The organism is Geodermatophilus sp. SYSU D00684, assembly GCF_054050455.1.
Map to the genome: position 1 here is coordinate 1 of NZ_JBJGZI010000033.1, position 22,884 is coordinate 22,884.

Genomic DNA, 22,884 nt, shown 5'->3' on the forward strand with positions numbered 1-22,884 from the left:
CCCCCCCCCCCCCCCCCCCCCCCCCCCCCCCCCCCCCCCCCCCCCCCCCCCCCCCCCCCCCCCCCCCCCCCCCCTCCAGGGGGGCCTCCGGCGTCGAGATCACGTGATCTCGGCGGGGAGGGGGACGCCGTGAGCGTCGGGTGGGGCGTCGCCGGCTGCGGCTGGGTGGCCCGCGACCACGCGCTGCCCGGGCTGCTCGCCGTCGGCGGCGCCCGGGTGGTGGCGCTGCACGACCTCGACCCGGCGGCGATGGACCGGATGCCGGTCGAGGGCGCCCGGCGCACGACCGACCTCGCGGAGTTCCTCGCCACCCCCGGCCTGGACGCCGTCTACGTCGCGGTGCCGAACGCCGGGCACCGGCCGCTGGTCGAGGCGGCGGCCGCGGCCGGGAAGGCGGTGCTGTGCGAGAAGCCGCTGGCCGCCGACGCGGGCGACGCGCAGGCGCTGGTGACGGCGTGCGCGCGGGCCGGCGTGCTGCTCGGCACCGCCTACGACCAGCGCTGGCACCCCGCGCACGTGCGGCTGCGCGAGCTGGTGCCCCGGCTCGGCACGGTCACCGCCGTCCGGATCGTCTACTGCTGCTGGCTGCCCGGGGACTGGACGCCCGACGGCCGCCCGCACGACAACTGGCGGGTCGACCCGGCCCGCGCCGGCGGCGGCGCCGCGATCGACCTGGCCCCGCACGGGCTGGACCTGGTCGGCACGCTGCTCGGCGAGGACGTCACCTCGCTGTCGGCGCTGCTGCAGACCCGGGTGCACGACTACGGCGTCGACGACGGCGCGCTGCTCACCGGGGCCACCGACGGCGGCGTGCTGGTGAGCCTGCACGTCGCGTTCAACACCCCCGACGCGCTGCCCCGCCGCCGCCTGGAGGTGGTCGGCACCCGGGGCATGGCGGTCGCCGTCGACACGATGGGCCAGACGGCGGGAGGCTCGCTCACGCTGTACCGCCCCGACCCGGTGGACGTGCCGTTCGCCGACACCCCGCCGTTCGGCGACCCGTTCACCGCGCAGTTCGCCGCCTTCACCGCCGCGGTCGCGGGCCGCGCCCCGGCGACGACGGCCTGGCCGTACGACCCCGCCCGCGACCTCGCCCTGCACCGCCTGCTCCTCGCCGCTCTCCCCGGAGGGAAACCGTGAGCTCGCCCGACGTCCCCGGCGCCATCGACCGGGCCACCGACCCCGCCGCCGACGACGGCGCGCGGCACGGCACCAGCCAGGCCCGCCGGGGAGGTGTCGACACCAACCCCTACCGCGGCCTGCTGCCCGACCTGCCCGCCTACGCCTGCACCAACTGCGGGCACTGGCAGCGCTGGCCGGCGCCGGGGCCGGCCGTGTGCCCGGTCTGCGCCGACGTGCGCAACGCGCTGCCCGAGCACGGCTTCGAGTTCGTCACCGACAAGCAGGCCGACGAGCTGGTCACCGGCTTCTGGCGGCCCGCGCCGGTCGACGGTGTCACCGAGTTCGGCACCGAGCCGCGCTTCGGGCTGGACAGCCGCGGCTGGGTGATCGAGACCGACATCGGGCTGGTCGGCTTCGAGTGCGCGCCCTGGTACACCGCCGACATGCTCGGCGAGCTGCGCCGGATGGCCGACGGGAAGGGCGGCTTCCCGGTGCTGGCGTCGTCGCACGTGCACGGCTACGGGGCGCTGTGGCAGCTGCAGCAGGAGCTCGAGCCGCGGGTGGTGTGCGTCAACGTGCACGACCTCGTCTGGACCAAGGCCTTCCGGGTCACCTGGCCGGCCGACGACGTCCTGGCGCTGGCCCCCGGCCTCACGCTGCACCGCACCGGCGGGCACTTCCCCGGGCACTCGGTGCTGCACGACTCGCGCCGCGGGGTCCTCTTCTGCGGCGACTCGCTCAAGGTCGACCTCTCCCCCGACGGCGACCCGGTCGCGCTGAGCGCGCACAAGGCATTCCACGCGCAGATCCCGCTCTCGCACGGGGAGCTGCGGGAGATGCTCGCCGTCGTCGCGGAGCTGGACTTCGAGGTGGTCGCGACGCCGTTCGAGATGGTCCCCGGGGTCACCACCGACCACGTCGTGCACCTGGTGCAGCGGCTGCTGTCGGGGCCGCCGGACGCCGCGCCCGTCGCGCTGGACGAGCTGTGACGGCGGTCGGCACGACGCCGTCGCAGCGGTACCGCGACAGCTTCCCGGTCCCGGTCGAGGACTTCGCGATCGAGGGCATCGACGTCCTCGACGTGCCGCTGCACTCGGCGGTGCTGCCGCCCTCGGAGCTGCACCCGGGCGGCAGCGGCCTCGGCTACGGCGCCACCCGCGAGGAGGCCCGCACCGGCGCGATGGGCGAGATGGCCGAGATGGCGCTGTCGCTGCGCGCGCACCGGGGCGTCTCCCGCGAGGAGGGCTCCCACGCGGAGATGACCCGCCGGCACGGCCGCGACCGGGTGGCCGACCCGCGCGAGCTGTGCCTGGAGGCGGGCAGCCCCTACGACGACGACCGGCCGCTGCAGTGGCTGCCGATGACCCGGCTGCGCGACGGCGAGCGGGTGCTGGTCCCGGCCGAGCTCGTGGCGAGCGCGCCCGACGACCTGCCCGGCGACCCGCCGCCCGGCGGCTGGCTGACCACGGTGATCACCAACGGGCAGGGCGCGGCGTTCGACGCCGACCGGGCGGTCACCCACGCGCTGCTGGAGGTGCTGCAGCGCGACGGCAACGCCACGGCGTTCCGCGCGATGGACCGCGGCGTCGTCGTGGACCTCGCCGGGATCGCCGACCCCGACGCGCGGGCGCTGCTCGACCGGCTCGACGCCGCGGGCATCGACGTGATGGTCAAGCTCGCCTCGACGGACTTCGGCGTCGTCGACGTGTACGCCGTCGGCTGCTCCCGGGACGGCTCGGAGCCGGTGCCGGTGATGGCCACGGCGTGCGGGGAGGCGGCGCACCCGGACCGGGACACCGCCGTCCGCAAGGCGCTGCACGAGTTCGCCTCGGCGCGCAGCCGGAAGGCGTTCATGCACGGGCCGTTCGACGTCGTCCTGCCGGCGACGCCGCCGGGCTACCTGGAGCACTGGCGCACCGGGCACCCGCCGGAGCGGCTGGTCGAGGAGGACCGCGCGCTGCAGGCGATGCTGGCCTGGACCCGGATGGGCACGGCCGCGCTGGCCGACCTGCTGCGGGACACCGTGCTGTCCCGCCGGTCCACCGTGGCGCTCGCCGACCTGCCCACCTGGCGCGGCGACGACCTGCACGCGCACGTCACCGGCGCGGTGCAGGCCGCCGGGCACGACGTGCTGGTGGAGCTGCAGCCCTCGGCCGGCGACGCGGTCGCGGCGAAGGTGCTGGTGACCGGCCTGGAGGTCGAGACGATGTCCTACGGGCGGATCGGCGAGCGCGGCGTGCGCCGGCTGCTGGAGCGGGGCGACCCGCTGGTGGCCGTCGGGACCGACCCGGGCGGCTGGGCGCGGGTGCACCTGACCGCCGGCGCCGAGGAGCGCCTGGGCGGGCCGGCCTGGTTCGACCGCGCCGGCGCCGACCGGCGGGTGGGCGCCCTCTACGCGCTGTACCGGGAGCCGGGCCGGCACGTGGTCGCGGAGGTCCTGGCGCAGTGAGCCTGCGGTACGCCTACAACACCAACGGGCTGACCTCGCACCGGCTGTCGGACGCGCTGCCCCTCCTCGCCGACTGCGGCTACGCCGGGGTGGCGCTCACCCTCGACGTCGTCCACCTCGACCCGTTCGCCCCGGACGCGTTCGCGCAGGCCGAGAAGGCACGGGCGCGCTGCGACGAGCTCGGGCTGGGCGTGGTGGTGGAGACCGGCGCCCGGTTCCTGCTCGACCCGCGGGCCAAGCACGAGCCGACGCTGGTCACCGCCTCCGCCGAGGGGCGGGCGCGGCGGCTGGCCTACCTGCGGCTGGCCTGCGACCTCGCCGAGGTGCTGGGCGCGGAGGCGGTGAGCTTCTGGGCCGGGGTGCCGAGGCCGGGCGTGGACCGCGGCGCGGCGTGGGGCTGGGTGGTCGACGGCGTCCGCGCGCTGGTCGACAGCCACGGCGGCCGCTCCTACGCGCTCGCCGTCGAGCCGGAGCCCGGGATGCTCGTCGAGGACTGCGACGGCTGGGCGCGGCTGGCCGCCGAGGCGCCGGGGATCACGCTGGCGCTGGACACCGGGCACTGCGTCGTCGCCGGTGCGGACGCGCCGGAGGAGGCGGTGACCCGGTTCGCGCCGTCCCTGGGCACGGTCGCCGTCGAGGGGATGCGCCGCGGCGTGCACGACCACCTGCCGCTGGACGAGGGCGACGTCGACCTGCCGGCGGTGCTGCGCGCACTGCGGGAGGCGTCGTTCGACCGGCTGGTGACGCTGGAGCTGTCCCGCGACGGGCACCGCGCGCACGAGATGGTGCCGCGCTCGATCGAGATCCTGAGGAGGGCCGAGCAGGCGTGAGGATCTGCTTCGTCAGCCGCCGCTACTGGCCCGCGGTGAGCGGGATGAGCGTCTACGCGGAGAACCTGCTGCGGGAGCTGGTCGCGCTCGGCCACGAGGTGGTGCTGGTCAGCCAGTACCGCGACGACGAGGCCGGCACCCGCGTCTACGGCGGCGGCCCGCCCCCGCCGGACCGCGTGCCCGCCGGCGTCGAGGTGCACGCGCTGCCCAGCCGGGGCGAGACGGTCGTCCCGGCCGACTGGGAGGGCGACGTCGAGGATCTCGTGCGCACCGTCGTCGGCCTGCACCGCGAGCGCCCGTTCGACGTGCTGCACGCCCAGTACGGCTACCCGCCGGGGCTGGCGGTACTGGCCGCCGCACGGGAGACCGGGCTGCCGGCGGTGGTGAGCATCCAGGGCGGCGACGGGCACTGGGTCGGCACCTGCTGCGCCACGCACGCGCACGCCATGCGCGCCGTCGTCGACGCATCGAGCGCGGTGCTCATCGGCAGCGCCAGCTTCCGCGACGAGGTGGTCGGCAACCTGGGCAGCGACCCGGCGCGGTTCACGATCGTCCCGGGCGCCACCGACACCCGCCGGTTCACCCCGGCCGAGCGGCCGCTGGGCGCGCTGCAGGACCCGCCGGTGCTGCTGTTCCACGGCCGCGTGGACCGCCGCAAGGGGGTGCTCGACCTGCTGGAGGCGCTGCCCGACGGCGTCCGGCTGGTCGTCTCCGGCATCGGCCCGGACCTGGACGAGGCCCGCGCCCGCGCCGACGGGCGGACGACGTTCCTCGGCTACGTCCCGCCCGGCGAGGCGCCCGCGGTGTACCGCTCGGCCGACGTGTTCGTCAGCCCCACCTACAGCGAGGGGTTCTCCAACACGCTGCTCGAGGCGATGGCCAGCGGGCTGCCGATCGTGAGCACCGACTCGGTCGGCGTCGTCGACTGCCTGCGCGACGGCGGGAACGGGCTGCTGCACGCGCCGGGCGACGTCGCCGGGCTGCGGGCCGCGCTGGACCGGCTGCTGTCCGACGGCGCGCTGCGGCAGCGGGTGGCGGCGACGGCGCTGGAGGAGGTGCGCCGGCTGTACTCGTGGCCGGTGCTGGCCGCCTCGATCGACGACGTCTACCGCTCCGTGGCCGGGTCGACGCCGTCCGCGGCCTGGACGATGCCGCCGACGGTCGACCTCTCCTGCCGGTTCCGCGGCGCGGCGCACCTGCTGTGAGGGTGACCGCGGTCAGCCCGCACCTCGACGACGCCGCGTTCTCCGTGGGCGGCACCCTCGCCGCCCTGGCCGACGCCGGGCACGAGGTCACCGTGGTCACCTGCTTCACCCGCAGCGTGCCCGACCCGGAGGGCTTCGCGCTGGCCTGCCAGCTGGACAAGGGCCTGCCGGCCGACGTCGACTACATGGCCCTGCGGCGGGACGAGGACGCCGCCGCGACGGCCGTGCTCGGCGCCACGCCGCTGCACCTGGACCTGCCCGAGGCGCCGCACCGCGGCTACGACAGCGCGGCCGACCTGTTCGCCGGCGTGCACGAGGGCGACGACGCGTGGCTGGACGTGCGGGCCGCGCTGACCGGCCTGCCCGGCGACCTGTGGCTGGCCCCGCAGGCGCTGGGCGGGCACGTCGACCACCTGCAGGTTCTGCGCGCCGTCGCCGGGACCGGCCGGCCGGTGCTGTGGTGGCGCGACTCGCCGTACGTGCTGCGCGCCCCGGACGCCGTCCCCGGACCCGACCTGCCCGGCGGGCTGACCCCGCTGGAGCTGCCGCAGGACCCCGTCCGGCGGGCCGACGCCTGCGCCTGCTACGCGACCCAGCTCGGCTTCCAGTTCGGCGGTGCGGACGCGATGCGCACCGCGCTGGCCGGCCTGCCCGAGGTGCTGCTCGCCGACGCCGCGGCCCGGGAGCTCACCCGCCGGTTGCTGTCCCCCGCCCGCTCGTGCTCTGCCCACGACTGTGGGCAGAGCACGACCGCGCTCAGGTGAACCGCTGCTCCAGGTGGACCGAGACCTCCTGGCCCGCTGCGTCCTTGCCGATCGCCCGGCACAGCGCCTTCCGCAGCGGCAGCCAGTGCGGCCCCTCCCCGGACGGCATGCACGTGGCGGTGAAGGGGTGGCCGTCGATCGTGCCGCCCACCTTCACCGCCTTGCGGGTGCCGAACAGCTCGGCCGAGCCGGGGACGGTGAGGTAGGTGGGGAACGCGCCGTCCTTCTCGATCGGCGCGGTGAACGTGGTCGCGAGGTCCTCGGGGGTCATGCCGGTCAGACCGGGGCGGACCTCCGGACTCATCGCCGGGCCGACGCACCGGGCCTGGGCGGCCTCGGCCGCGTCGATGCCGCGGACGACCTGTGCCACGCCGGCGGTGCCCGGCGGCAGCGCGTCGCGCCAGGAGCGCAGGCCGTGCCGCGGGGCACACGGGGTTCACGACTGCCGTCCCACCCGCCGCACCCGGGAACCCCGTTGCCCCCCCGGCCGCCACCCTGGGACCGTGGCGGCCAGGGGGCCCCAGCGACGCCCCGGGAGCGGAGTCCGCCATGACCGACGAGGCCGTCACCGTCTACTACAAGCCGGGGTGCCCCTACAGCACCGCGCTGCGGGCCAAGATGACCGCCACCCGGCTCCCCCACCGCGCGGTCCGGTTCGCCGACGACCCAGAGGCGGCCGCCGAGGTCCGGGCACGCCACCCGCAGGGCTGGGAGGTGTCGCCCACCGTCGTCGTCGGCGGCCGGTACCTCACCAACCCGAGCCTGCGCGAAGTCCGCGAGGCGATGGCCGGGCGCTGACGGCGCTCGCGCCGCCCCGGGACCGGTCGCGGGCCCGGCGGGCGCCCAGCTCGCCAACGTGCCGGGCAGCTGGAACTCCTCCGACCTGCACGCCTCCGACCGCGCGGCCGCGATGGCCTCCTACCGGCCGCTGTTCGGCTGGCGCGACGTCGACATGGCCCAGGACGCCGGCACGATGCTGCAGGTCCCCGGCTACGGCGACCACCGGGCCGCGACCGTCGACCCGGGCATCCACGAGCGGCGGGCGTCCGCGCCGCCCGGCTTCGCCGACGTCATCGGCGGCCTCCTGGTCACCGGCGACGAGCCACCGCACTGGCACGTCGTGGGCGCCACCGTGCTGCGCACCGCCGAGGACACCGGGACCCGCACTGCCCTGCTGCGCGAGCCGCAGGGCGCGGGGCTCACCGTCAGCCGGTTCACCCCGCCGGACGGCGACCGGTGACGTCCGTGCCCGGCCGGCTGCGCGGCCTCGCCGCGCACGTCGACCGGGACGCCCCCGGGACGGCATGATCGGGACGCCCCCCTGCTGACCTCCGAGAGGGGAAACGTGTCCTCACCCTCCCCGGCCCTCCGGCCGGCCCCGGGCGCGCTCGACGGCAGGGTCGCCGTCGTCACCGGCGCCAGCAGCGGCATCGGCGCCGCGACGGCACGCTCGCTGGTGGCCGCCGGCTGCCGCGTCGCGCTCCTGGGCCGCCGCGGCGACCGCCTGCAGGCCGTCGCCGACAGCACCGCCGACCCCGCCCGCACCCTCGCCGTCGCCGCCGACGTCTCCGACGGGCTCGACCTCGCCGACGCCCTCGACGCCCTGCACGACCGGTTCGGCCCCGCCGACCTGGTCGTGGCCGGCGCCGGCGTGCTCACCGGCGCGCCGTTCGAGGACGGCGTGCCCGCCGAGTGGATCGAGATGATCGACGTCAACCTCGGCGGCATCCTGCGCACCGCGCAGACCTTCGCCCGCGACCTGCTGGCCACCGCCGAGACCGGCCGCCCGGCCGACCTGTTCCTCATCGGCGCGCTCGCCGGCCAGGTGCGCTTCCCCGGCTACGCCGTCTACTCGGCGGTCGAGGCCGCGGTCGCCCAGCTGGCCCGGGCGCTGCGCGCCGAGTACGGCCGCCGCGGCGTGCGCGTGCACGTCGTCGCCCCCGGGCTCACCGACACCGACCTCGGCTCCGAGATCAGCCACGACGGCACCGCGCGCGGCTGGGCCGAGCACCGCGAGGTCGTCGTCCCGATGGACCCCGACGACGTCGCACGCACCGTGCTGTTCGGCGCCGGCCTGCCGCCGCGGGTCAACGTCGCCGAGCTGCTCGTGCTGCCCACCCGCCAGGACCCCTACCTGCCCACCCGGCGCGGGACGGGGGTCCGGTGAGGGGCACCCCGCGGGGCGAGCTGGAGCGGCCCTCGGCGCTCGGCCGCGTGCTCCGGCTGGCCGACTCCGACGCCGCGGCCGCCGCCGTGCTGCTGGCCGCGACGCTGGTGGCGCTGGTGTGGGCCAACGTGCCGGGCTCCACCTACGAGGAGACCTGGCACACGCCGTTCGCCGTCAGCCTGGGCGACACGGTCCTCGAGATGGACCTGCGGCACTGGGTCAACGACGCGCTGATGGCGCTGTTCTTCTGCCTGATCAGCCTCGAGGTCAAGCGGGATCTGGTGCTCGGCGAGTTCCGCGACACCCGCCGCATCCGCATCCCGGTCGTCGCCGCGCTGGCCGGCCTGGTCGTGCCCGCCCTGGTCTTCCTCGCGGTGACCGGGCTCAGCGACCAGCCCGGCGAGGCGCGCGCCGCCTGGGGCGTCGTGATCTCCACCGACACCGCGTTCGTGCTCGGCCTGCTGGCGGTCGTCGGCCGGGCGGTGCCGGTCAACCTGCGCGCGTTCGTGCTCGCGCTGTCGGTGGTCGACGACGTCGGCGCGCTGGCCGTCATCGCCGTCGCCTACACCGAGGACCTCACCCTGCTGCCGCTGGCGGTGGCCGCCGTCGGGCTGGTCGCGGTGGTCTGGCTGCGGCGGATGCGGGTGTGGCGCGGCGGGGCCTACCTGCTGGTCGCGGTGCCGGTCTGGCTGGGCGTGCTGGCCTCCGGCGTGCACCCGACGGTCGCCGGCGTCGCGATCGGCCTGCTGCTGCCGGTGTACCCGCCCAGCGCGGACGAGGTCGACGCCGCCGAGGCCGCGGCCCGGGACTACGGGCGGACGCCGACCTCCAGCGGGGCGCACCGGGCGGTGCTCAGCCTGACCCGGTCGGTGTCGATCAACGAGCGCGGGCAGCGGCTGTTCCGGCCGTGGGTCAACCTCGCCGTCGTCCCGGTGTTCGCGCTGGCCAACGCCGGGGTGGTGCTCAGTGCCGAGACGCTGTCCGCCGCCGCGACCTCGGGCCTGACCTGGGCGATCGTGATCGGGCTCGTCGTCGGCAAGGTGGTCGGCGTGACCACCGCGTCGCTGGCGGCCGTCCGGCTCGGGATCGGCCGGCTGCCCTCGGGGCTGTTCCCGCGGCACGTGTTCGCCGCCGGCGTGCTCACCGGGATCGGCTTCACGATCTCGCTGTTCATCATCGACCTGGCCCTCGACGACGAGGCGCTGGCCGCGCAGGCGCGGATCGGCGTGCTCGGCGCGTCGGTCCTCGCCGCGGTGCTGGCGCTGGGCGCGGTCGCCGTCGTCCGGGCGGTGGACCGGTCCCGGCTGCCCGGCCGGCAGCGGCTGGCCCGGCCGGTGAGCGCCACGCGCGACCACGTCCGGGGCCGGGTCGGCGCGCCGATGGAGCTCGTCGTCTACGCCTCGTTCGTGTTCACCAACGCCGGGCGCACCGCCGAGGTGGTCGACGAGCTGCGGCAGGTGCTCGGCGACGACCTGGTCTTCGTCTACCGCCACCTGCTCACCGACGACCCGGCCTCGGCCCGCGCCGCCGAGGCGGCCGAGGCCGCCGCCGCGCAGTCGCGGTTCTGGCCGATGCACGACGCGCTGGCCGCCCGGGCCGGGCGCCTGGACGACCGGGCGATCCGCCGCTGCGCCGTCGACGCCGGGCTGAACCTCGCCCGGGTCGACGACGCCGTGGCCTCCGGCACGCACGCCGCGCGCGTCCGCGAGGACGACGACGACGCCCGCGCGATGGCGCTGGACGAGCCGCCGCGGTTCTTCGTCAACGGCCAGCTCTACGACGGCCCGCTCGACGTCGGGCCGATGCGGACCGCGCTGGAGCAGACCGCCGGGCGGTCGCGGGTGCGGGCGGCCGCGCCGGCGGACGCGCCGGCCGAGGACGCGCTGCCGGTGCGCTCGCCGGCGGTGCGCGAGACCGCCGACGCGGAGCCGGTGGCGTGACCGCGCCGGGAGGGGTGCGGCCGGTGGCCGGCCGCCGCGCCGTCGTCATCGGGCTGCCGCTGATCGCCGACGCCGTGGTCGCCGAGCTGACCGCGGCGGGGGCGGCGGTCGAGCAGGTCGCCTCCGCGCGCGACGTGCTCGCCGCCGCGGACGGCGTGCGCGAGCGGCTGGGCGGCGTCGACCTGGTGGTGGCCGTGCTGGGCGGCGTCGGTGGCGGCCCGTTCGGACTGTCGCCGGCCGAGCGGTGGGCGGAGATCATCGAGCAGGGCGCCGGCGACGCGGTGCTGGCGGCGCGCGCGTTCCTCGACGACCTGCTCACCGCGGCGGCCAACGACTCCGCCGCCGACCTGGTGCTGGTCGGGTCGGCGGCGGCGTCGGAGCTGGTGCCCGCGTTCGCCGTGCACGCCGCCACGGCCGCCGGCGCCGCCCAGCTCGCCCGCACGCTGCGGCTGGAGCTCGGCGGCACCCTGGTGCGGGTGCGGCACGTCGCCGTCGGCTGGGTGTCCCCCGCCGCCGCGGCCGACGGCGGGAACGCGCTGCTCCCCGAGGACGTCGCGCAGACCGTGCTGTTCACCCTCACCCTGCCGCCGACGACGAACGTCGCCGAGGTGTCGCTGCTGGCCACCCGCAGCGGCTGAGCGATGAGTGCGGAGGCCGGCGCCGGTCTCCCCTGCACCACATGCACGAGGAGGCGGACGGTGGACGAGCGGTTCAGGGCGACCCTGCGGAAGAGTCCGGCACCCGGCGGGTGGACGTACCTGGTGTGGCCGGAGTCGGTGCGGCTGTTCGGCACGCGCGGGCGGGTGGCGGTGGCCGGGACGATCGACGGCGAGCCGTTCCGCAGCTCCTTCATGGCGCTCGGCGACGGGACGCACGAGCTCCCGGTGGCCGCGGCGATCCGGAGGGCCATCCGGAAGCAGGCCGGCGACGAGGTCGAGGTGCACCTGCTCGAGCGGATCGGGACGCGGTGAGCGGGGTGGCGCCGGGGCGGGTCGCGGCCGCGTCGGCGGCCGCGTTCGTGGCGAGCTCGGCCTGGTACACGGCCTTCGGGGAGCGGCTGGCCCGCCTCGACGAGGCCTACGCGCGGCCCGGCCCGTCCCCGGCGGTCATCGCGCCGGTGGAGCTGGCGCGCAGCGGGGTGGTCGCCGCCGCGGTGTCGGTACTCGCCGACCGGCTGCCGGCCCGCGGTCCGCGCGCGGCGCTCACGCTCGGCGCCGGGCTGTGGGCGGCGTTCCCGCTGGTGCTGCTCACCGGGTCCGTCGTGCACGAGCGGGTGCCCTGGCAGCAGGCCGCGATCCACGCCGGCGACTGGCTGGTCAAGCTGCTGCTGGTCTCCGCCGTCGTCGGCCGCGACGGCTGAGCGGGTGCGCCGGCGCCGCGTCCCGGGGCCCGGGGCGCGGCCTCCGCGCACCCGCTCGCGGTCAGCCGGCGGCGGCCCCCGCCCGGGCGCGGTCCCGCCACTCCCGCGGGCTGACGCCGTACCCCGCCCGGAACCGGCGGGCGAAGTAGGAGGCGTCGGGAAAGCCCCAGCGCCGGGCGACCGCGGCGATCGAGCGGTCGCCCGGCCGGGCCAGCTCGGCCCGGGCGCCCTCCAGCCGCTGCGCGATGACCTCCTGCTCGAGGCTGAACCCGGCCGCGGCGCAGATCCGGTACAGCTGCCGCACCGACACCGCGTGCGCCCGCGCGATGCGCTCGGCGTCCAGGTCCGGCTCGGTCAGGTGCCGGCGCACGTAGCCGCGCACCCGGGCCGGCAGGGTCTCGCCGAGCACGTCGTCGGCCCCGCGGGCGCCGTCGGCGGCCGAGGCCAGCAGCGCGCGGATCAGGTCGACCGTCGCAGACGCCAGCGAGTGCACCAGCGGCTCGGCGGCGAGCAGCGCGACGTCGCGGGTCAGCCGGGTGACGTGCGCGCGCACCAGGCCGTAGAGGGGGCTGCGGGCGGCGACCGGCAGGGCCCGCCGCACGGTGTCGATCGGCAGGCCGAGGGAGGCGGCCGGGATGCGCAGCGCCCGGCACACGCCCCGCCCGGACCAGGCGTACGCGTAGGCCGAGGACACCTCGCTGAACGACAGCTCGCCGGCGCCCACCAGCCGGCGGGAGCCGAACTGCTCCTGGCGGGCGGTGCCGGTCTCCTGCACGGCGAGGGAGAGCACCGGCTCCGGGTCGGCGCGCGCGTGGCGGGCGGTGCGCAGCAGGGTCACGTCGCCGGTCAGGTCCAGCCGCAGCACCGAGACCCCCGCCAGGTCCCAGCCGTCGAGCCGGGCCCGGGCCGGCGCCGAGGGGTCGGGGAAGCGGATCCGCGAGGACATCGTGGCCTCGAGCAGGTCGGCCACCCGCGCGGGACGGCGGTCGGCGGGGGCGAGGGCGTCGGTGTCGACGAGGGTGGCCACGGGGCCTCCAGGGTCGGCAGGGGGGCGGGCGGGTGGTCGGCATCGTCGCCCCGGCGCCGATCCTGGCCGGGGGCGCGGGCGGGCGGAAGCCCGTCCCTCCGGCCGGCTCGGCAGCCTGGGTCCGGCACCGGTCAGGCAGGGCACAGCCGCGGCTGCGGGTGCGCCCCTAGCGTCCGCGGCGTCCGCGGCCCGGTCGGGTGGCCGCACCCCTCTCCCGGAGGCCCGCCGTGACCGCCGCCGCCCCCGTCCCCGTCGTCTTCGTGCACGGCCTGTGGCTGCACGCCACCAGCTGGACGCCCTGGGTGGAGCTGTTCGCCGCCCGCGGCTACGACCCCGTGGCGCCGGGCTGGCCGGGTGAGCCGGCCACCACCGAGGAGGCGCGGGCCCGGCCCGAGGCGGTCGCCGGCCTGGGCATCGGCGAGGTCACGCAGCACCACGCCGACGTCATCGCGGGGCTGCCCGCGGCGCCGGTGGTGGTGGGCCACTCGTTCGGCGGGCTGGTCGCCCAGAAGCTGCACGGCATGGGCCTGACCCGTGCCTGCGTGGCGCTCTCGCCGGCCCAGTTCCGCGGCAACCTGGTGCTCCCGCCGGTGCAGCTGCGCACGGCCTGGCCGGTGCTGTCCCGCCCCGGCCTGCGCACGGGGACCTGGGCGCACACGCCGGACAGCTGGGCGCGCGGCTTCGCCAGCGCGGTGCCGCGCGAGGAGGCCGACCGTCTCTGGGAGGCCCACGCGATCCCCTCCCCCGCGCGACCGCTGTTCCAGGCGGGGTTCGCCGCGTTCACGCCGCGCACCGAGGCCGCCGTCGAGACCCGGCGGGAGCGCGGGCCGGTGCTGGTCGTGGCCGCCGGGCGCGACCGCACGGTGCCGGGGGCGGCCTCGCGCGCCGCGTACCGGATCCAGCGCCGCCACGGCACGGGCGTCACCGAGTTCGTGGCCTTCCCCGACCGCGGTCACTCGCTCGGCGCGGACTCCGGCTGGGCGGAGGTGGCCGGCACCGTGCTCGCCTTCCTGGCCCGCCACGGCGTCGGCGCGCCGTCCCCCGAGCCGGTGAAGGGGGTGCACCGAGGTCCGGGCCGCCGCCGCGGGCTCCCGTGATCGGCACGGGTGGCGCCGGGACGACCGGGGTAGGGCCGCCCGGACGGCAGCGCCGGGCCACCCTGGCCCGGCCCCGAGAAGTGGGGAGGCGACCATGGCACTGCCCGAACGGGACTCAGTTGTCGACTGGGTCGGCAGGACGGTGGTCGACCGGCACGGCGCGGAGATCGGCACGGTGACGCACCTGCTCGCCGACGAGGAGACCGGCCGGCCGGAGTGGCTCTACGCGGACATGGCCGGCACGACGGTCGTCGTCCCGCTGTTCGACGCGACCGGCGAGGGCGACCGGGTGCAGGTGGTGGTCGACCGCGGGCTGGTCGACGGCGCCCCGCGCTTCGGCGACAGCCGCGAGCTGACCACCGACCAGGAGGCGGCGCTCTACCGCCACTACGGCATCGAGGCGACCACCGAGACCTCCGAGACCCTGCTCCCGGCGCCCGACGCGGAGCCGCCGGCGACGACCGCGGTGGCGGTGGCGGGCGAGGAGGTGGCGCCCCTGCCCACCCCCGACGCCGACGAGGAGCTCCCGCCCCCGCCGCCGGTGGCCCAGCCCGGCGACGAGGACTTCGGCCGCGCCGACCAGCCCCAGGGCCGGTCGCTGGCCGCCCGCGCCGGCGGGGCCGCGGGCGGGCTCGCCGCGCTGCTGGCGCTCGGCGGCCTGCTGTTCGCGGTGCTGCAGCGGCGCCGGCAGCCGGCCGCGCCGGTGTCCCGCCGTGCTCGGCGCGGCGCGAAGGCCGCGAAGCGCACCGGGCAGAAGGCCGCCCGGCGGACCGGGCGGAAGGCCGCCCGGCAGGCGCGCGCGGTGCCGGCGGCCGGCCGGGCGCGGGTGGAGCACCTCGTGGCCGCGGCCGCGCCGGTCGTCGCCGACGCCGCCGCGTCGGTGCGGGAGGCCGCCCGCGGCGGCGCGTCCGCGGCCGGGCCCGCCGTGGCCAACGCCGCGCACCTCGTCAGCGAGGCCGCCCGCGGTGTCGGCGAGGCCGCCCGCGGCGGCGCGTCCGCGGCGGGGCCGGTCCTGGCGACCGCCGCCCAGCGCGTCGGCGAGGTGACCCGGACCGGCGCCGCGGCGGCCGCTCCGCTGCTGGCCACCACGGGCCACGCGCTGCAGACCGGCGCCAGCGTCGGCGCGGAGGCCGCGAAGCAGGCCCTCGACGCCCTCCCGGAGCTCACGTCCACGGTGGTCTCCCGGGCGACCGAGGCCGGCGCCGAGATCGGGCAGGCCGCCCTCCGCGCGGCCGCGCGGGTCGGCGGCGCGGTCGAGGCGGTGCCCGAGGAGGTCGCCGAGGTCGGCCACCGCATCCGCAAGCGCGGCCGGCGCGCCGTCCGGCTGACCTCGCTCGGCGCCGGCCTGGGCACCGGCTACGTCGTCGGCGCCCGCTACGGCGACTACGAGCAGATCCAGCGGACCGCCGCGCGCGTCACCGGCCGGGGCTGACCGCCGCACGGTGCCCCCGGGTGCAGGCCCCGTCCTGCACCCGGGGGCACCGCCTCGTTGTGCTGCCGATCACATGAGCCCTAGCCTCCGGGGCGGTCCCTGCTCGACTCCCCCGAGGTCAGGTGCACGATGAAGAAGCTCATCAACGACCCCGCCGACGTCGTATCCGACGCCCTCCGCGGCATGGAGCTGGCACACCCGGACCTGCTGCGGGTCGACCACGAGAACCGGGTGGTGTTCCGCCGCGACGCGCCCGTGCAGGGCAAGGTCGGCATCGTCTCCGGCGGCGGTTCCGGTCACGAGCCCATGCACGGCGGGTTCGTCGGCCGCGGCATGCTCGACGCCGCCTGCGCCGGGGAGGTCTTCACCTCACCGGTGCCCGACCAGATGCAGGCGGCCACCGCCGGCGTCTACAGCGGCGCCGGCGTGCTGCACATCGTGAAGAACTACACCGGCGACGTCATGAACTTCGAGATGGCCGCCGAGCTGGTCGCCGCCGAGAGCGGGATCGAGGTGGCCACCGTCGTCGTCGACGACGACGTCGCCGTCACCGACAGCCTCTACACCGCCGGCCGCCGCGGCGTCGGCACCACGGTGCTGCTGGAGAAGATCGTCGGCGCCGCCGCCGAGGAGGGCCGCCCGCTGATCGAGGTGGCCGACCTGGCCAAGCGGGTCGACGACGCCGGCCGCAGCATGGGCATGGCGCTCACCTCCTGCACCGTGCCCGCCGCCGGGACGCCGACCTTCCAGCTGGGCGACGACGAGATGGAGATCGGCATCGGCATCCACGGCGAGCCCGGCCGGCGCCGGGTGCCGCTGGCTCCCGCCCGGGAGGTCGCCGCGATGCTGGTCGAGCCGATCCTCGCCGACCGGAGGTACACCGACGGCGTCATCTGCTTCGTCAACGGCATGGGCGGCACCCCGCTGATCGAGCTGTACGTCGTCTACGCCGAGGTGGCCGCGATCCTGGAGAAGGCGGGGATCGGGATCGCCCGGTCGCTGGTCGGGCCGTACATGACCAGCCTGGAGATGGCCGGCTGCTCGGTCACCCTCCTGCAGGCCGACGACGAGATGCTGCGGCTGTGGGACGCGCCGGTGGTCACCCCGGGCCTGCGGTGGGGGGCCTGAGCGTGGCGGTGGGCGTGGGCGACCTCACCGCCTGGCTGCGCCGGTTCGCGGAGTCCGTGCACGAGCAGCGTGACCGGCTGACCGCGCTCGACGCCGCCATCGGCGACGCCGACCACGGCGCCAACATGGACCGCGGGATGACCGCCGTCGTCGCCACGCTGGACGACGCCCCGCCGGCCGACGCCGCGGCGCTGCTCAAGAAGACCGGCGCCACCCTGGTGAGCAAGGTCGGTGGGGCCAGCGGCCCGCTGTACGGGACGCTGTTCCTGCGGATGGCCGGCGCGGCCGGCGGCGGCGACCTCGACGACGCCGCGTTCGCCCGGGCGCTGCGGGCGGGCCTGGACGGCGTGGTCGCCCGCGGCAAGGCCGAGCCCGGCGACAAGACGATGGTCGACGCGCTGGGCCCGGCCTGCGACGCCCTCGACGCCGCGGTGGAGGCGGGCAAGCCGCTGGCCGACGCGCTCGCCGCGGCGGCGGACGCGGCGGCGCAGGGCCGGGACGCGACCGTGCCGATGGTCGCCCGCAAGGGCCGGGCCAGCTACCTCGGCGAGCGCAGCGCCGGGCACCAGGACCCGGGGGCGACGTCGACGGCGCTGCTGGTCGAGGCCGCCGCGGCGACCCTGGGACGGTCGTGAGCGTCGGCCTCGTCGTCGTCTCGCACAGCCGGGCGCTGGCCGACGCCGCCGTCGAGCTGGCGCGGCAGATGCTGCCCGGGCGGGAGCTGGCGATCGCCGTCGCGGCGGGCACCGAGGACGGCGGGCTCGGCACCGACGCCGCCGCGGTGGCCGACGCGGTCGGGCAGGCCGACTCCGGCGACGGCGTCGTCGTCCTGATGGACCTCGGCAGCGCGGTGCTCTCGGCCGAGACCGCGCTGGAGTTCCTCGACGACGACGTCCGGTCGCGGGTGACCCTCTCCCCGGCGCCGCTGGTGGAGGGGCTGGTCGGCGCGGTCGTGCTGGCGTCGACCGGCGCCTCCCGCGCGCAGGTCGCCGCCGAGGCCGAGCGCGGGCTGGCGCCCAAGCAGGCGCACCTGGCGTGACGCCTGGGACGCACGGGACGGCGGCCTTCCTACGGGGACGCCGCCGGCCGATGAGCCGGGCATGCGCGCCAGCCACGTCGCCACCGCCCTCGCCGCCTTCACCGCCGGCCTGACCGCCGCATCCGCGCTGCACCGCCGCGCCGGCCGCCCGGCCCCGGCTCCCGCCGTCGACACCGCTGTCGAGCCGGCCGCGCCGGTCCTGGCGCGGGACGCCGTCGTCCTCCCCTTCCCCCGCCCGGCGCTACCCACGGAGCAGGTCCCCGCGGCACCCGCCGCCCGGCCGGCCCGCTGCGGCGACACCGGCGGCGTGACGAGGGCCGGCGCCCCGTGCGCCGCCCGCGCCACCAGCGGCGGCCGCTGCCACCACCACCCGCTGGCCGCCTGAATCCCGCCGTGCTGCGGCTACGCCCTGTCGTCGACCGCGTTGACGTAGCCCTCCCGGCCGATCAGCCGGTAGCAGAGGAACCCGTTCGCGTTGGCGTCGAGGGTGGCGAAGGCGGCCTCGACGTCCGCCACGACTTGCTGCCGCGGCTGGTCCGGGTTCAGGCCCACGAGGACCTTGGTCAGCTGGCGTGCGTCGACCGGCGTCAGCCCCGCCGAGCAGGTGCCCGGCTGCGGCGGAGCGGCCGCGGCGGGCGCAGCGAGGCCGACGGCGGTGAGCACGCCGGCGGTGACGACGGCAGCGCGGATGGACGGGCGCATGAGGACCTCCGTGGTGCCGCCCGGACCCCTGGTGTGATCCGGGTCGCTCCTCCTGGGAGGCCGGACCGTAGCGTCCGACGTGCGGGAACGGAGTGCTCGTCGTCGTCCCCCCGCGGTAGACAGTGCTCGTGGGCCGGGGTGCGGGAGCCGAGGTGCTGGACCGGCGCGCGCTCGGCCGCGCCACGCTCGCCCGGCAGCTGCTGCTGCGGCGGGACGGGCGCGGCGCCCTCGACGCGGTCGAGCACCTGGTCGGCCTGCAGGCCCAGGAGCCGCAGGAGCCCTTCGTCGGGCTGTGGTCGCGGCTGACGGCGTTCCGGCCGGCCGGGCTCGACGACCTGCTCGGGTCGCGCCGCGTCGTCCGCACGCTGCTCATGCGCCGGACCCTGCACCTGGTCACCGCGGGCGACTGCCTGCGCCTGCGGCCGGTGCACCAGGCGATGCTCGTCGCCCGCGCGCGCGGCACGCTCGGGCGCCGGCTGCCCGGCGTGGACCTCGCCGAGCTCGCCGCGGCCGGGGAGCCGCGCTTCGCCGAGGCGCCGCGGCTGCTGTCCGAGGTGGGCCGGCTGGTCGGCGCCCGCTGGCCGGACGCCACCGCCCGCGACCTCGGCGACGCTCTGTCCAGTCTGGTGCCGCTGGTGCAGGTCCCGCCGCGCGGGCTGTGGCGGCAGGGCGCCCCGGCCCGGAACACCACGGTGCGCGCCTGGCTGGGGCGTGACCCGGAGGACGGGCCGCCCGACGCCGTCCTCGACGACCTGGTGCTGCGCTACCTGCGCGCCTACGGGCCGGCGGCGACCGCGGACCTGCGGTCCTGGTCCGGCCTGAGCGGGCTGCCCGCGGTGGTCGCCCGGCTGCGGCCGCGGCTGCGGACCGCCCGCGACGAGCGCGGCCGCGAGCTGCTCGACGTCCCCGACGGCCTCCTCCCCGACCGCGACGAGCCCGCTCCGGTGCGCTTCCTGCCCGCGTTCGACAACGCGGTGCTCGGCTACGACGACCGGTCGCGGCTGATCGCCGACGAGCACCGCGGCCTGAGCGTGGCCGGCGCCCGCCTCGTCCTCGTCGACGGCACCGTGGCCGGCACCTGGACCACCCGCGACCGGGACGACGACGGCGTCGCGGTGACCGTGCAGCCACTGCGCCCTCTCACCCCCGCCGAGCTCGAGGACGTCGAGGTCGAGGGCACCGCACTGGCGGCCTTCCTCGGCGACGGCGCGCCGGGACGGGTCGCGGTGACCGGCTGAATCAGGCGGCCGGGTCCCGCAGCGCCCGCTCGAGCCCGTCGAGCACGAGGTCGAGGCCGTAGCCGAACTCCGCCCCGTAGTCGTAGCCGGGCCGCAGCACGTGTTCGGTCGTGAACTCCGCGAGGTGCGGGTAGCTCTCCGCGAACCGGACCATCAGCTCCGCCGCGAGTTCGGCGGTCTCGGCGGGCGTCTGGAACGGCAGCGCGCGCTCCTGCAGCGCGAAGCCGTACACGTAGCTGTCGATGGCCGAGTACGCGTGCGCGGCCAGCACCACGGGGAAGCCGGCCGCGCGCAGGCAGCCGAGGACGGCGTCGTGGTGGGCCAGCGTCGCGTGCCCGGGCGAGCGCCGGGACTCCAGGAGCCCGACGGCCCACCGGTGCCGCGCCAGCGTCGCCCGCATGGCGTCGGCGCGCTCGCGCATCGCCGCCCGCCAGCCGGCCCCGGCGTCGGGCACCGGCACCTCGGCGAAGACCAGGTCGACCATGCCGTCGAGCAGGTCGTCCTTGCCGCTGACGTGGTGGTACAGCGACATCGCCTCCACCCCGAGGGCCTCCCCGAGCCGCCGCATGGTCAGCGCACCGACGCCGTGCTCGTCCGCGAGCGCCAGGGCGGCCTGCAGGACCCGGTCCCGGCTCAGCGCCTTCCCGTTCGTCCGACGTCCCGGCACCTTGACGACCTTACGCCGTAAGGTGCAGCCTTACGGCGTAAGTCACCCGCCCTGAGGAGGAGCCGTGTCCGAGCCGTCCACCGTCGTCCCGTCCGTGATGACCGCCGTGCTGCAGCAGCGCTACGGGCGCGATCCCGAGGGCCTGCTCGCCGTCGGGGAGGCGGCCGTGCCGCGGCCGGGCGAGGGCGAGGTCCTCGTGCGCGTGCTGGCCTCCAGCGTCGACCGCGGCACCTGGCACCTCATGGCCGGTCTCCCCTATCCCATGCGGGCGGTGTCGGGCCTGCGCCGGCCGAAGGCCCCGAACCCGGGCCTGAACCTGGCCGGGGAGGTCGTCGCCACGGGGAGCGGGGTCGCCGGCCTCGCCCCCGGCGACCGGGTGTACGGGATCGGCCGGGCCACCTTCGCCGAGTACGCCGTGGCGCCGGCCCGGAAGCTCGCGCCGCTGCCACCCGGCCTCACCCCCGAGCAGGCCGCCACCGTGCCGGTGTCCGGGCTCACCGCCCTGCAGGCGGTGCGCGACCACGGCCGCGTCGGCGCCGGGCAGCGGGTCCTGGTGCTGGGTGCGTCCGGCGGTGTGGGCGGCTTCGCCGTGCAGGTCGCGCGGGCCGCCGGCGCCGAGGTGACCGGGACGGCGAGCACCGCCAAGGTCGACCTCGTCCGCGGCCTGGGCGCGCACACCGTCGTCGACCACACCCGGCAGGACCCGCTGGACGGCGGCGTCCGCTACGACGTCGTCCTCGACACCGGCGGCAACCGCCCGCTGCGCGCGCTGCGCCGCGCCCTCACGCCGCACGGGCGGCTGGTGATCGTGGGCGGGGAGAACGGCGGCCGGTGGCTGGGCGGGACGGACCGCCAGCTGCGCGCCCAGGCGCTCTCGCCGTTCGTCGGGCAGCACCTGGGCACGTTCGTCGCCCGGGAGGACGGGGCGGACCTGAGGGAGCTCTCGGCGCTGGTCGAGGCCGGCGCGCTCACCCCCGCCGTCGACCGGGTGTTCCCGCTGGCGGAGACGGCCGCGGCCGTCCGGCACCTCCTCGACGGCGCCGCGCGGGGCAAGGTCGCCGTCCGCGTCGCCGGCTGACCTCAGGCGTCGCGGCGGCGCAGCGCCCACCAGGCCAGCAGCGCGGCGGCGGCCGCCCACAGCGCCAGGACGCCCAGCCCGGCGAGCGGGCCGAAGACGTCGACCGGGCGGGCGTGCAGGCGGACGGCCACGGCACCGGCGCGGTCGGGCAGGAACACCGCCGCCCGCTGCAGCCCCGGGACCAGCTCCAGCAGCGGCGAGACCAGGAAGAGGAACGGGACCAGCAGGCCGAGCGCGAGCGCCTGGTCGCGCAGCAGCAGGCCGGCGGCCATGCAGACGACGGCGAGCAGCGTCGGGTACAGCGCGGCCGCGACGGTGGCGCGGAGCATCCCCGGCGTCGACAGCGAGACGCCCGGCGCGCCGAGCACCGCCTGGGTGACCAGCAGGGTGGCGACGGCGGTGACCGCGGCGGTCGGCAGCACCAGGCCCGCGCCCACGGTCAGCTTCGCGGCCAGGAAGGCGCCCCGCCGTGGCACCGCGAGCAGCGAGGTGTGCACGGTCTGCCGGGCGTACTCCCCCGCGGTCAGCAGCACCGCGAGCACGACCACCGTGACGTGGCCGAAGTTCAGGCCGTAGAAGGCGATCACCGCGGGGTCGTGGTCCGGCTCGGCGGCCTCGACGTCGCCGACCGAGGCGACGACGCCCGCGCCGATGCCGGCGACCGCGACGACGTAGACGAACAGGGTCACCCACGTCGAGCGCAGCGTCGTCGCCTTGGCCCACTCGGCGCGCAGCGCGCTCACGCCGCCTCCCCGGCCGGCGCGGTGAGCGCGAGGAAGGCCTCCTCCAGCGACCGGCCGTCGGCCCCGAGTTCCACCAGCGGGACGCCGTGCCGGGCCGCGACCGCGCCGACGGTCCGCGCGTCGACTCCGGCCACCCGCAGCGCGCCGTCGTCGCCGGGGGCCACGGTCGCCCCGGCGGCGGCGAGCAGGCCGCGCAGCCGCCCGGGCTCGGTGGTGCGGACCCGCACCCGCCGCTCGGTGTGCTCGGCGAGGAAGGCGTCCAGCGGTGTGTCGGCCAGCAGCCGGCCCCGGCCGACCACGAGCAGCCGGTCGGCGGTGCGCGCCACCTCGCCCATGAGGTGGCTGGAGAGCAGGACGGTGCGCCCCTCGGCGGCGAGGTCGCGCAGGGTGGTCCGCAGCCAGCGGATGCCCTCGGCGTCCAGGCCGTTGGCCGGCTCGTCGAGCACCAGGACCGGCGGGTCGCCGAGCAGGGCCGCGGCGACGCCGAGCCGCTGCCGCATGCCCAGCGAGAAGCCGCGGACCCGGCGGTCGGCGGCCGCCCGCAGGTCGACCAGGTCGAGGACGGCGCGCACCCGGTGCGCGGGCAGGTCGTTGCTCGCGGCCAGCCAGCGCAGGTGCTGGCGGGCGGTGCGCCCCGGGTGGGCCGCGGCGCTGTCGAGCAGGGCGCCCACCGTCCGCAGCGGCGCGGCCAGGTCCGCGTAGGCGCGGCCGGCCACGCGCGCGGTGCCGGCGGTGGGCCGGTCGAGGCCGAGCAGCACCCGCAGCGTCGTCGACTTGCCCGCGCCGTTGCGGCCGAGCAGGGCGGTGACGCTGCCCGGCGGGACGTCGAAGGTCAGGTCGTCCACCGCGACGACCGGTCCGTACCGCTTGGTCAGGCTCCGCACCTCGATCACGGG

27 protein-coding genes are annotated in these 22,884 nt (G+C 77.7%); 21 read left to right on the forward strand and 6 right to left on the reverse strand.

Annotated elements, in window-relative coordinates; translation table 11 throughout:
* Positions 1-129: 129 nt before the first annotated feature.
* The 6 genes from ACI79L_RS20375 to ACI79L_RS20400 are packed head-to-tail and all read left to right on the forward strand — an operon-like array spanning position 130 to position 6,370.
* Positions 130-1,140 (forward strand): Gfo/Idh/MocA family protein, encoded by a 1,011-nt coding sequence (locus tag ACI79L_RS20375; RefSeq protein ID WP_456938535.1) that lies wholly within the window; start codon positions 130-132, stop codon positions 1,138-1,140.
* Entirely contained in the window at positions 1,137-2,111 is a 975-nt protein-coding gene (locus ACI79L_RS20380) for an MBL fold metallo-hydrolase (protein ID WP_456938536.1), read from the forward strand. Before ACI79L_RS20375 ends, ACI79L_RS20380 begins: the two co-directional genes overlap by 4 nt.
* Positions 2,108-3,571 (forward strand): YcaO-like family protein, encoded by a 1,464-nt coding sequence (locus ACI79L_RS20385; RefSeq protein ID WP_456938537.1) that lies wholly within the window; start codon positions 2,108-2,110, stop codon positions 3,569-3,571. The genes ACI79L_RS20380 and ACI79L_RS20385 overlap by 4 nt, the downstream gene beginning before the upstream one ends.
* Entirely contained in the window at positions 3,568-4,401 is an 834-nt protein-coding gene (locus ACI79L_RS20390) for a sugar phosphate isomerase/epimerase family protein (protein WP_456938538.1), read from the forward strand. The genes ACI79L_RS20385 and ACI79L_RS20390 overlap by 4 nt, the downstream gene beginning before the upstream one ends.
* Positions 4,398-5,606: a glycosyltransferase family 4 protein gene (locus ACI79L_RS20395; RefSeq protein WP_456938539.1), complete on the forward strand. Its 1,209-nt coding sequence runs from the start codon at positions 4,398-4,400 to the stop codon at positions 5,604-5,606. The genes ACI79L_RS20390 and ACI79L_RS20395 overlap by 4 nt, the downstream gene beginning before the upstream one ends.
* A gap of 2 nt (positions 5,607-5,608) precedes the next feature.
* Positions 5,609-6,370, forward strand: a complete 762-nt coding sequence (locus tag ACI79L_RS20400) for a PIG-L deacetylase family protein (RefSeq protein ID WP_456938540.1) — start codon at positions 5,609-5,611, stop codon at positions 6,368-6,370.
* Here the strand turns inward: ACI79L_RS20400 and ACI79L_RS20405 are convergent.
* Positions 6,363-6,740: a DUF1905 domain-containing protein gene (locus tag ACI79L_RS20405; protein ID WP_456938541.1), complete on the reverse strand. Its 378-nt coding sequence runs from the start codon at positions 6,738-6,740 to the stop codon at positions 6,363-6,365. The two genes, ACI79L_RS20400 and ACI79L_RS20405, sit on opposite strands and share 8 nt — an antisense overlap.
* A 179-nt stretch (positions 6,741-6,919) precedes the next feature.
* Here ACI79L_RS20405 and ACI79L_RS20410 point away from each other — a divergent pair, with 179 nt between their 5' ends.
* From ACI79L_RS20410 to ACI79L_RS20440, 7 genes are all read left to right on the forward strand, one after another.
* The gene (locus ACI79L_RS20410; protein WP_456938542.1) at positions 6,920-7,168 is read left to right on the forward strand and encodes a glutaredoxin family protein; all 249 of its coding nucleotides are present in this window, start codon (positions 6,920-6,922) and stop codon (positions 7,166-7,168) included.
* Between the two features lie 58 nt (positions 7,169-7,226).
* Positions 7,227-7,610, forward strand: a complete 384-nt coding sequence (locus ACI79L_RS20415; protein ID WP_456938543.1) for a VOC family protein — start codon at positions 7,227-7,229, stop codon at positions 7,608-7,610.
* Between the two features lie 105 nt (positions 7,611-7,715).
* A complete protein-coding gene (locus ACI79L_RS20420; protein ID WP_456938544.1) occupies positions 7,716-8,537 on the forward strand; it encodes an SDR family oxidoreductase in 822 nt (273 codons plus the stop codon).
* Positions 8,534-10,477, forward strand: a complete 1,944-nt coding sequence (gene nhaA, locus ACI79L_RS20425; RefSeq protein WP_456938545.1) for a Na+/H+ antiporter NhaA — start codon at positions 8,534-8,536, stop codon at positions 10,475-10,477. Before ACI79L_RS20420 ends, nhaA begins: the two co-directional genes overlap by 4 nt.
* Positions 10,474-11,115, forward strand: coding sequence for an SDR family NAD(P)-dependent oxidoreductase (locus ACI79L_RS20430; protein ID WP_456938546.1), 642 nt, complete (start codon positions 10,474-10,476; stop codon positions 11,113-11,115). The genes nhaA and ACI79L_RS20430 overlap by 4 nt, the downstream gene beginning before the upstream one ends.
* A 60-nt stretch (positions 11,116-11,175) precedes the next feature.
* The gene (locus ACI79L_RS20435) at positions 11,176-11,448 is read left to right on the forward strand and encodes a DUF1905 domain-containing protein (protein ID WP_456938547.1); all 273 of its coding nucleotides are present in this window, start codon (positions 11,176-11,178) and stop codon (positions 11,446-11,448) included.
* Positions 11,445-11,837 carry a DUF1761 domain-containing protein gene (locus ACI79L_RS20440; RefSeq protein ID WP_456938548.1) on the forward strand — a complete coding sequence of 131 codons (393 nt, stop codon included), beginning with the start codon at positions 11,445-11,447 and terminating at the stop codon, positions 11,835-11,837. Before ACI79L_RS20435 ends, ACI79L_RS20440 begins: the two co-directional genes overlap by 4 nt.
* 61 nt (positions 11,838-11,898) lie before the next feature.
* Here the strand turns inward: ACI79L_RS20440 and ACI79L_RS20445 are convergent, their stop codons facing one another.
* Entirely contained in the window at positions 11,899-12,864 is a 966-nt protein-coding gene (locus ACI79L_RS20445) for a helix-turn-helix domain-containing protein (RefSeq protein WP_456938549.1), read from the reverse strand.
* A gap of 227 nt (positions 12,865-13,091) precedes the next feature.
* Here ACI79L_RS20445 and ACI79L_RS20450 point away from each other — a divergent pair, with 227 nt between their 5' ends.
* The 6 genes from ACI79L_RS20450 to ACI79L_RS20475 all read left to right on the forward strand — a co-directional run bounded on the left by ACI79L_RS20450 (position 13,092) and on the right by ACI79L_RS20475 (position 17,945).
* Positions 13,092-13,961: an alpha/beta hydrolase gene (locus tag ACI79L_RS20450; protein ID WP_456938550.1), complete on the forward strand. Its 870-nt coding sequence runs from the start codon at positions 13,092-13,094 to the stop codon at positions 13,959-13,961.
* 94 nt (positions 13,962-14,055) lie between these two features.
* Positions 14,056-15,393 carry a PRC-barrel domain-containing protein gene (locus ACI79L_RS20455; RefSeq protein WP_456938551.1) on the forward strand — a complete coding sequence of 446 codons (1,338 nt, stop codon included), beginning with the start codon at positions 14,056-14,058 and terminating at the stop codon, positions 15,391-15,393.
* 129 nt (positions 15,394-15,522) lie between these two features.
* Positions 15,523-16,521 (forward strand): dihydroxyacetone kinase subunit DhaK, encoded by a 999-nt coding sequence (dhaK, locus tag ACI79L_RS20460; RefSeq protein ID WP_456926342.1) that lies wholly within the window; start codon positions 15,523-15,525, stop codon positions 16,519-16,521.
* Between the two features lie 2 nt (positions 16,522-16,523).
* The gene (gene dhaL, locus ACI79L_RS20465) at positions 16,524-17,156 is read left to right on the forward strand and encodes a dihydroxyacetone kinase subunit DhaL (protein ID WP_456938552.1); all 633 of its coding nucleotides are present in this window, start codon (positions 16,524-16,526) and stop codon (positions 17,154-17,156) included.
* Positions 17,153-17,560: a dihydroxyacetone kinase phosphoryl donor subunit DhaM gene (dhaM, locus tag ACI79L_RS20470; RefSeq protein WP_456926344.1), complete on the forward strand. Its 408-nt coding sequence runs from the start codon at positions 17,153-17,155 to the stop codon at positions 17,558-17,560. Before dhaL ends, dhaM begins: the two co-directional genes overlap by 4 nt.
* Before the next feature lie 61 nt (positions 17,561-17,621).
* Positions 17,622-17,945 (forward strand): hypothetical protein, encoded by a 324-nt coding sequence (locus tag ACI79L_RS20475; RefSeq protein WP_456938553.1) that lies wholly within the window; start codon positions 17,622-17,624, stop codon positions 17,943-17,945.
* A 17-nt stretch (positions 17,946-17,962) separates the two neighbouring features.
* On the opposite strand, the gene ACI79L_RS20480 is transcribed toward ACI79L_RS20475, so the two are convergent.
* Entirely contained in the window at positions 17,963-18,262 is a 300-nt protein-coding gene (locus ACI79L_RS20480) for a hypothetical protein (protein ID WP_456938554.1), read from the reverse strand.
* A 152-nt stretch (positions 18,263-18,414) separates the two neighbouring features.
* Here ACI79L_RS20480 and ACI79L_RS20485 point away from each other — a divergent pair, with 152 nt between their 5' ends.
* Positions 18,415-19,500, forward strand: a complete 1,086-nt coding sequence (locus ACI79L_RS20485; protein WP_456938555.1) for a winged helix DNA-binding domain-containing protein — start codon at positions 18,415-18,417, stop codon at positions 19,498-19,500.
* 1 nt (position 19,501) lies between these two features.
* On the opposite strand, the gene ACI79L_RS20490 is transcribed toward ACI79L_RS20485, so the two are convergent.
* The gene (locus ACI79L_RS20490) at positions 19,502-20,167 is read right to left on the reverse strand and encodes a TetR/AcrR family transcriptional regulator (RefSeq protein WP_456938556.1); all 666 of its coding nucleotides are present in this window, start codon (positions 20,165-20,167) and stop codon (positions 19,502-19,504) included.
* 64 nt (positions 20,168-20,231) lie between these two features.
* Here ACI79L_RS20490 and ACI79L_RS20495 point away from each other — a divergent pair, with 64 nt between their 5' ends.
* Positions 20,232-21,245, forward strand: coding sequence for an NAD(P)-dependent alcohol dehydrogenase (locus tag ACI79L_RS20495; protein ID WP_456938557.1), 1,014 nt, complete (start codon positions 20,232-20,234; stop codon positions 21,243-21,245).
* Positions 21,246-21,247: 2 nt separating this feature from the next.
* Here the strand turns inward: ACI79L_RS20495 and ACI79L_RS20500 are convergent, their stop codons facing one another.
* Both ACI79L_RS20500 and ACI79L_RS20505 read right to left on the reverse strand, forming a co-directional pair.
* On the reverse strand, positions 21,248-21,988 hold the full coding sequence (locus ACI79L_RS20500; protein WP_456938558.1) for an ABC transporter permease: 741 nt from the start codon (positions 21,986-21,988) through the stop codon (positions 21,248-21,250).
* Positions 21,985-22,881, reverse strand: coding sequence for an ABC transporter ATP-binding protein (locus tag ACI79L_RS20505; protein WP_456938559.1), 897 nt, complete (start codon positions 22,879-22,881; stop codon positions 21,985-21,987). Before ACI79L_RS20505 ends, ACI79L_RS20500 begins: the two co-directional genes overlap by 4 nt.
* Positions 22,882-22,884 lie beyond the last annotated feature (3 nt).

Excerpts from the sequence above, each read along its gene's own strand:
- ACI79L_RS20410 (WP_456938542.1), top strand. The coding sequence starts at position 6,920 with ATGACCGACGAGGCCGTCACCGTCTACTACAAGCCGGGGTGCCCCTAC.
- ACI79L_RS20455 (WP_456938551.1), top strand. The coding sequence starts at position 14,056 with ATGGCACTGCCCGAACGGGACTCAGTTGTCGACTGGGTCGGCAGGACG.
- dhaK (WP_456926342.1), top strand. The coding sequence starts at position 15,523 with ATGAAGAAGCTCATCAACGACCCCGCCGACGTCGTATCCGACGCCCTC.
- ACI79L_RS20475 (WP_456938553.1), top strand. The coding sequence starts at position 17,622 with ATGCGCGCCAGCCACGTCGCCACCGCCCTCGCCGCCTTCACCGCCGGC.
- ACI79L_RS20480 (WP_456938554.1), bottom strand. The coding sequence starts at position 18,262 with ATGCGCCCGTCCATCCGCGCTGCCGTCGTCACCGCCGGCGTGCTCACC.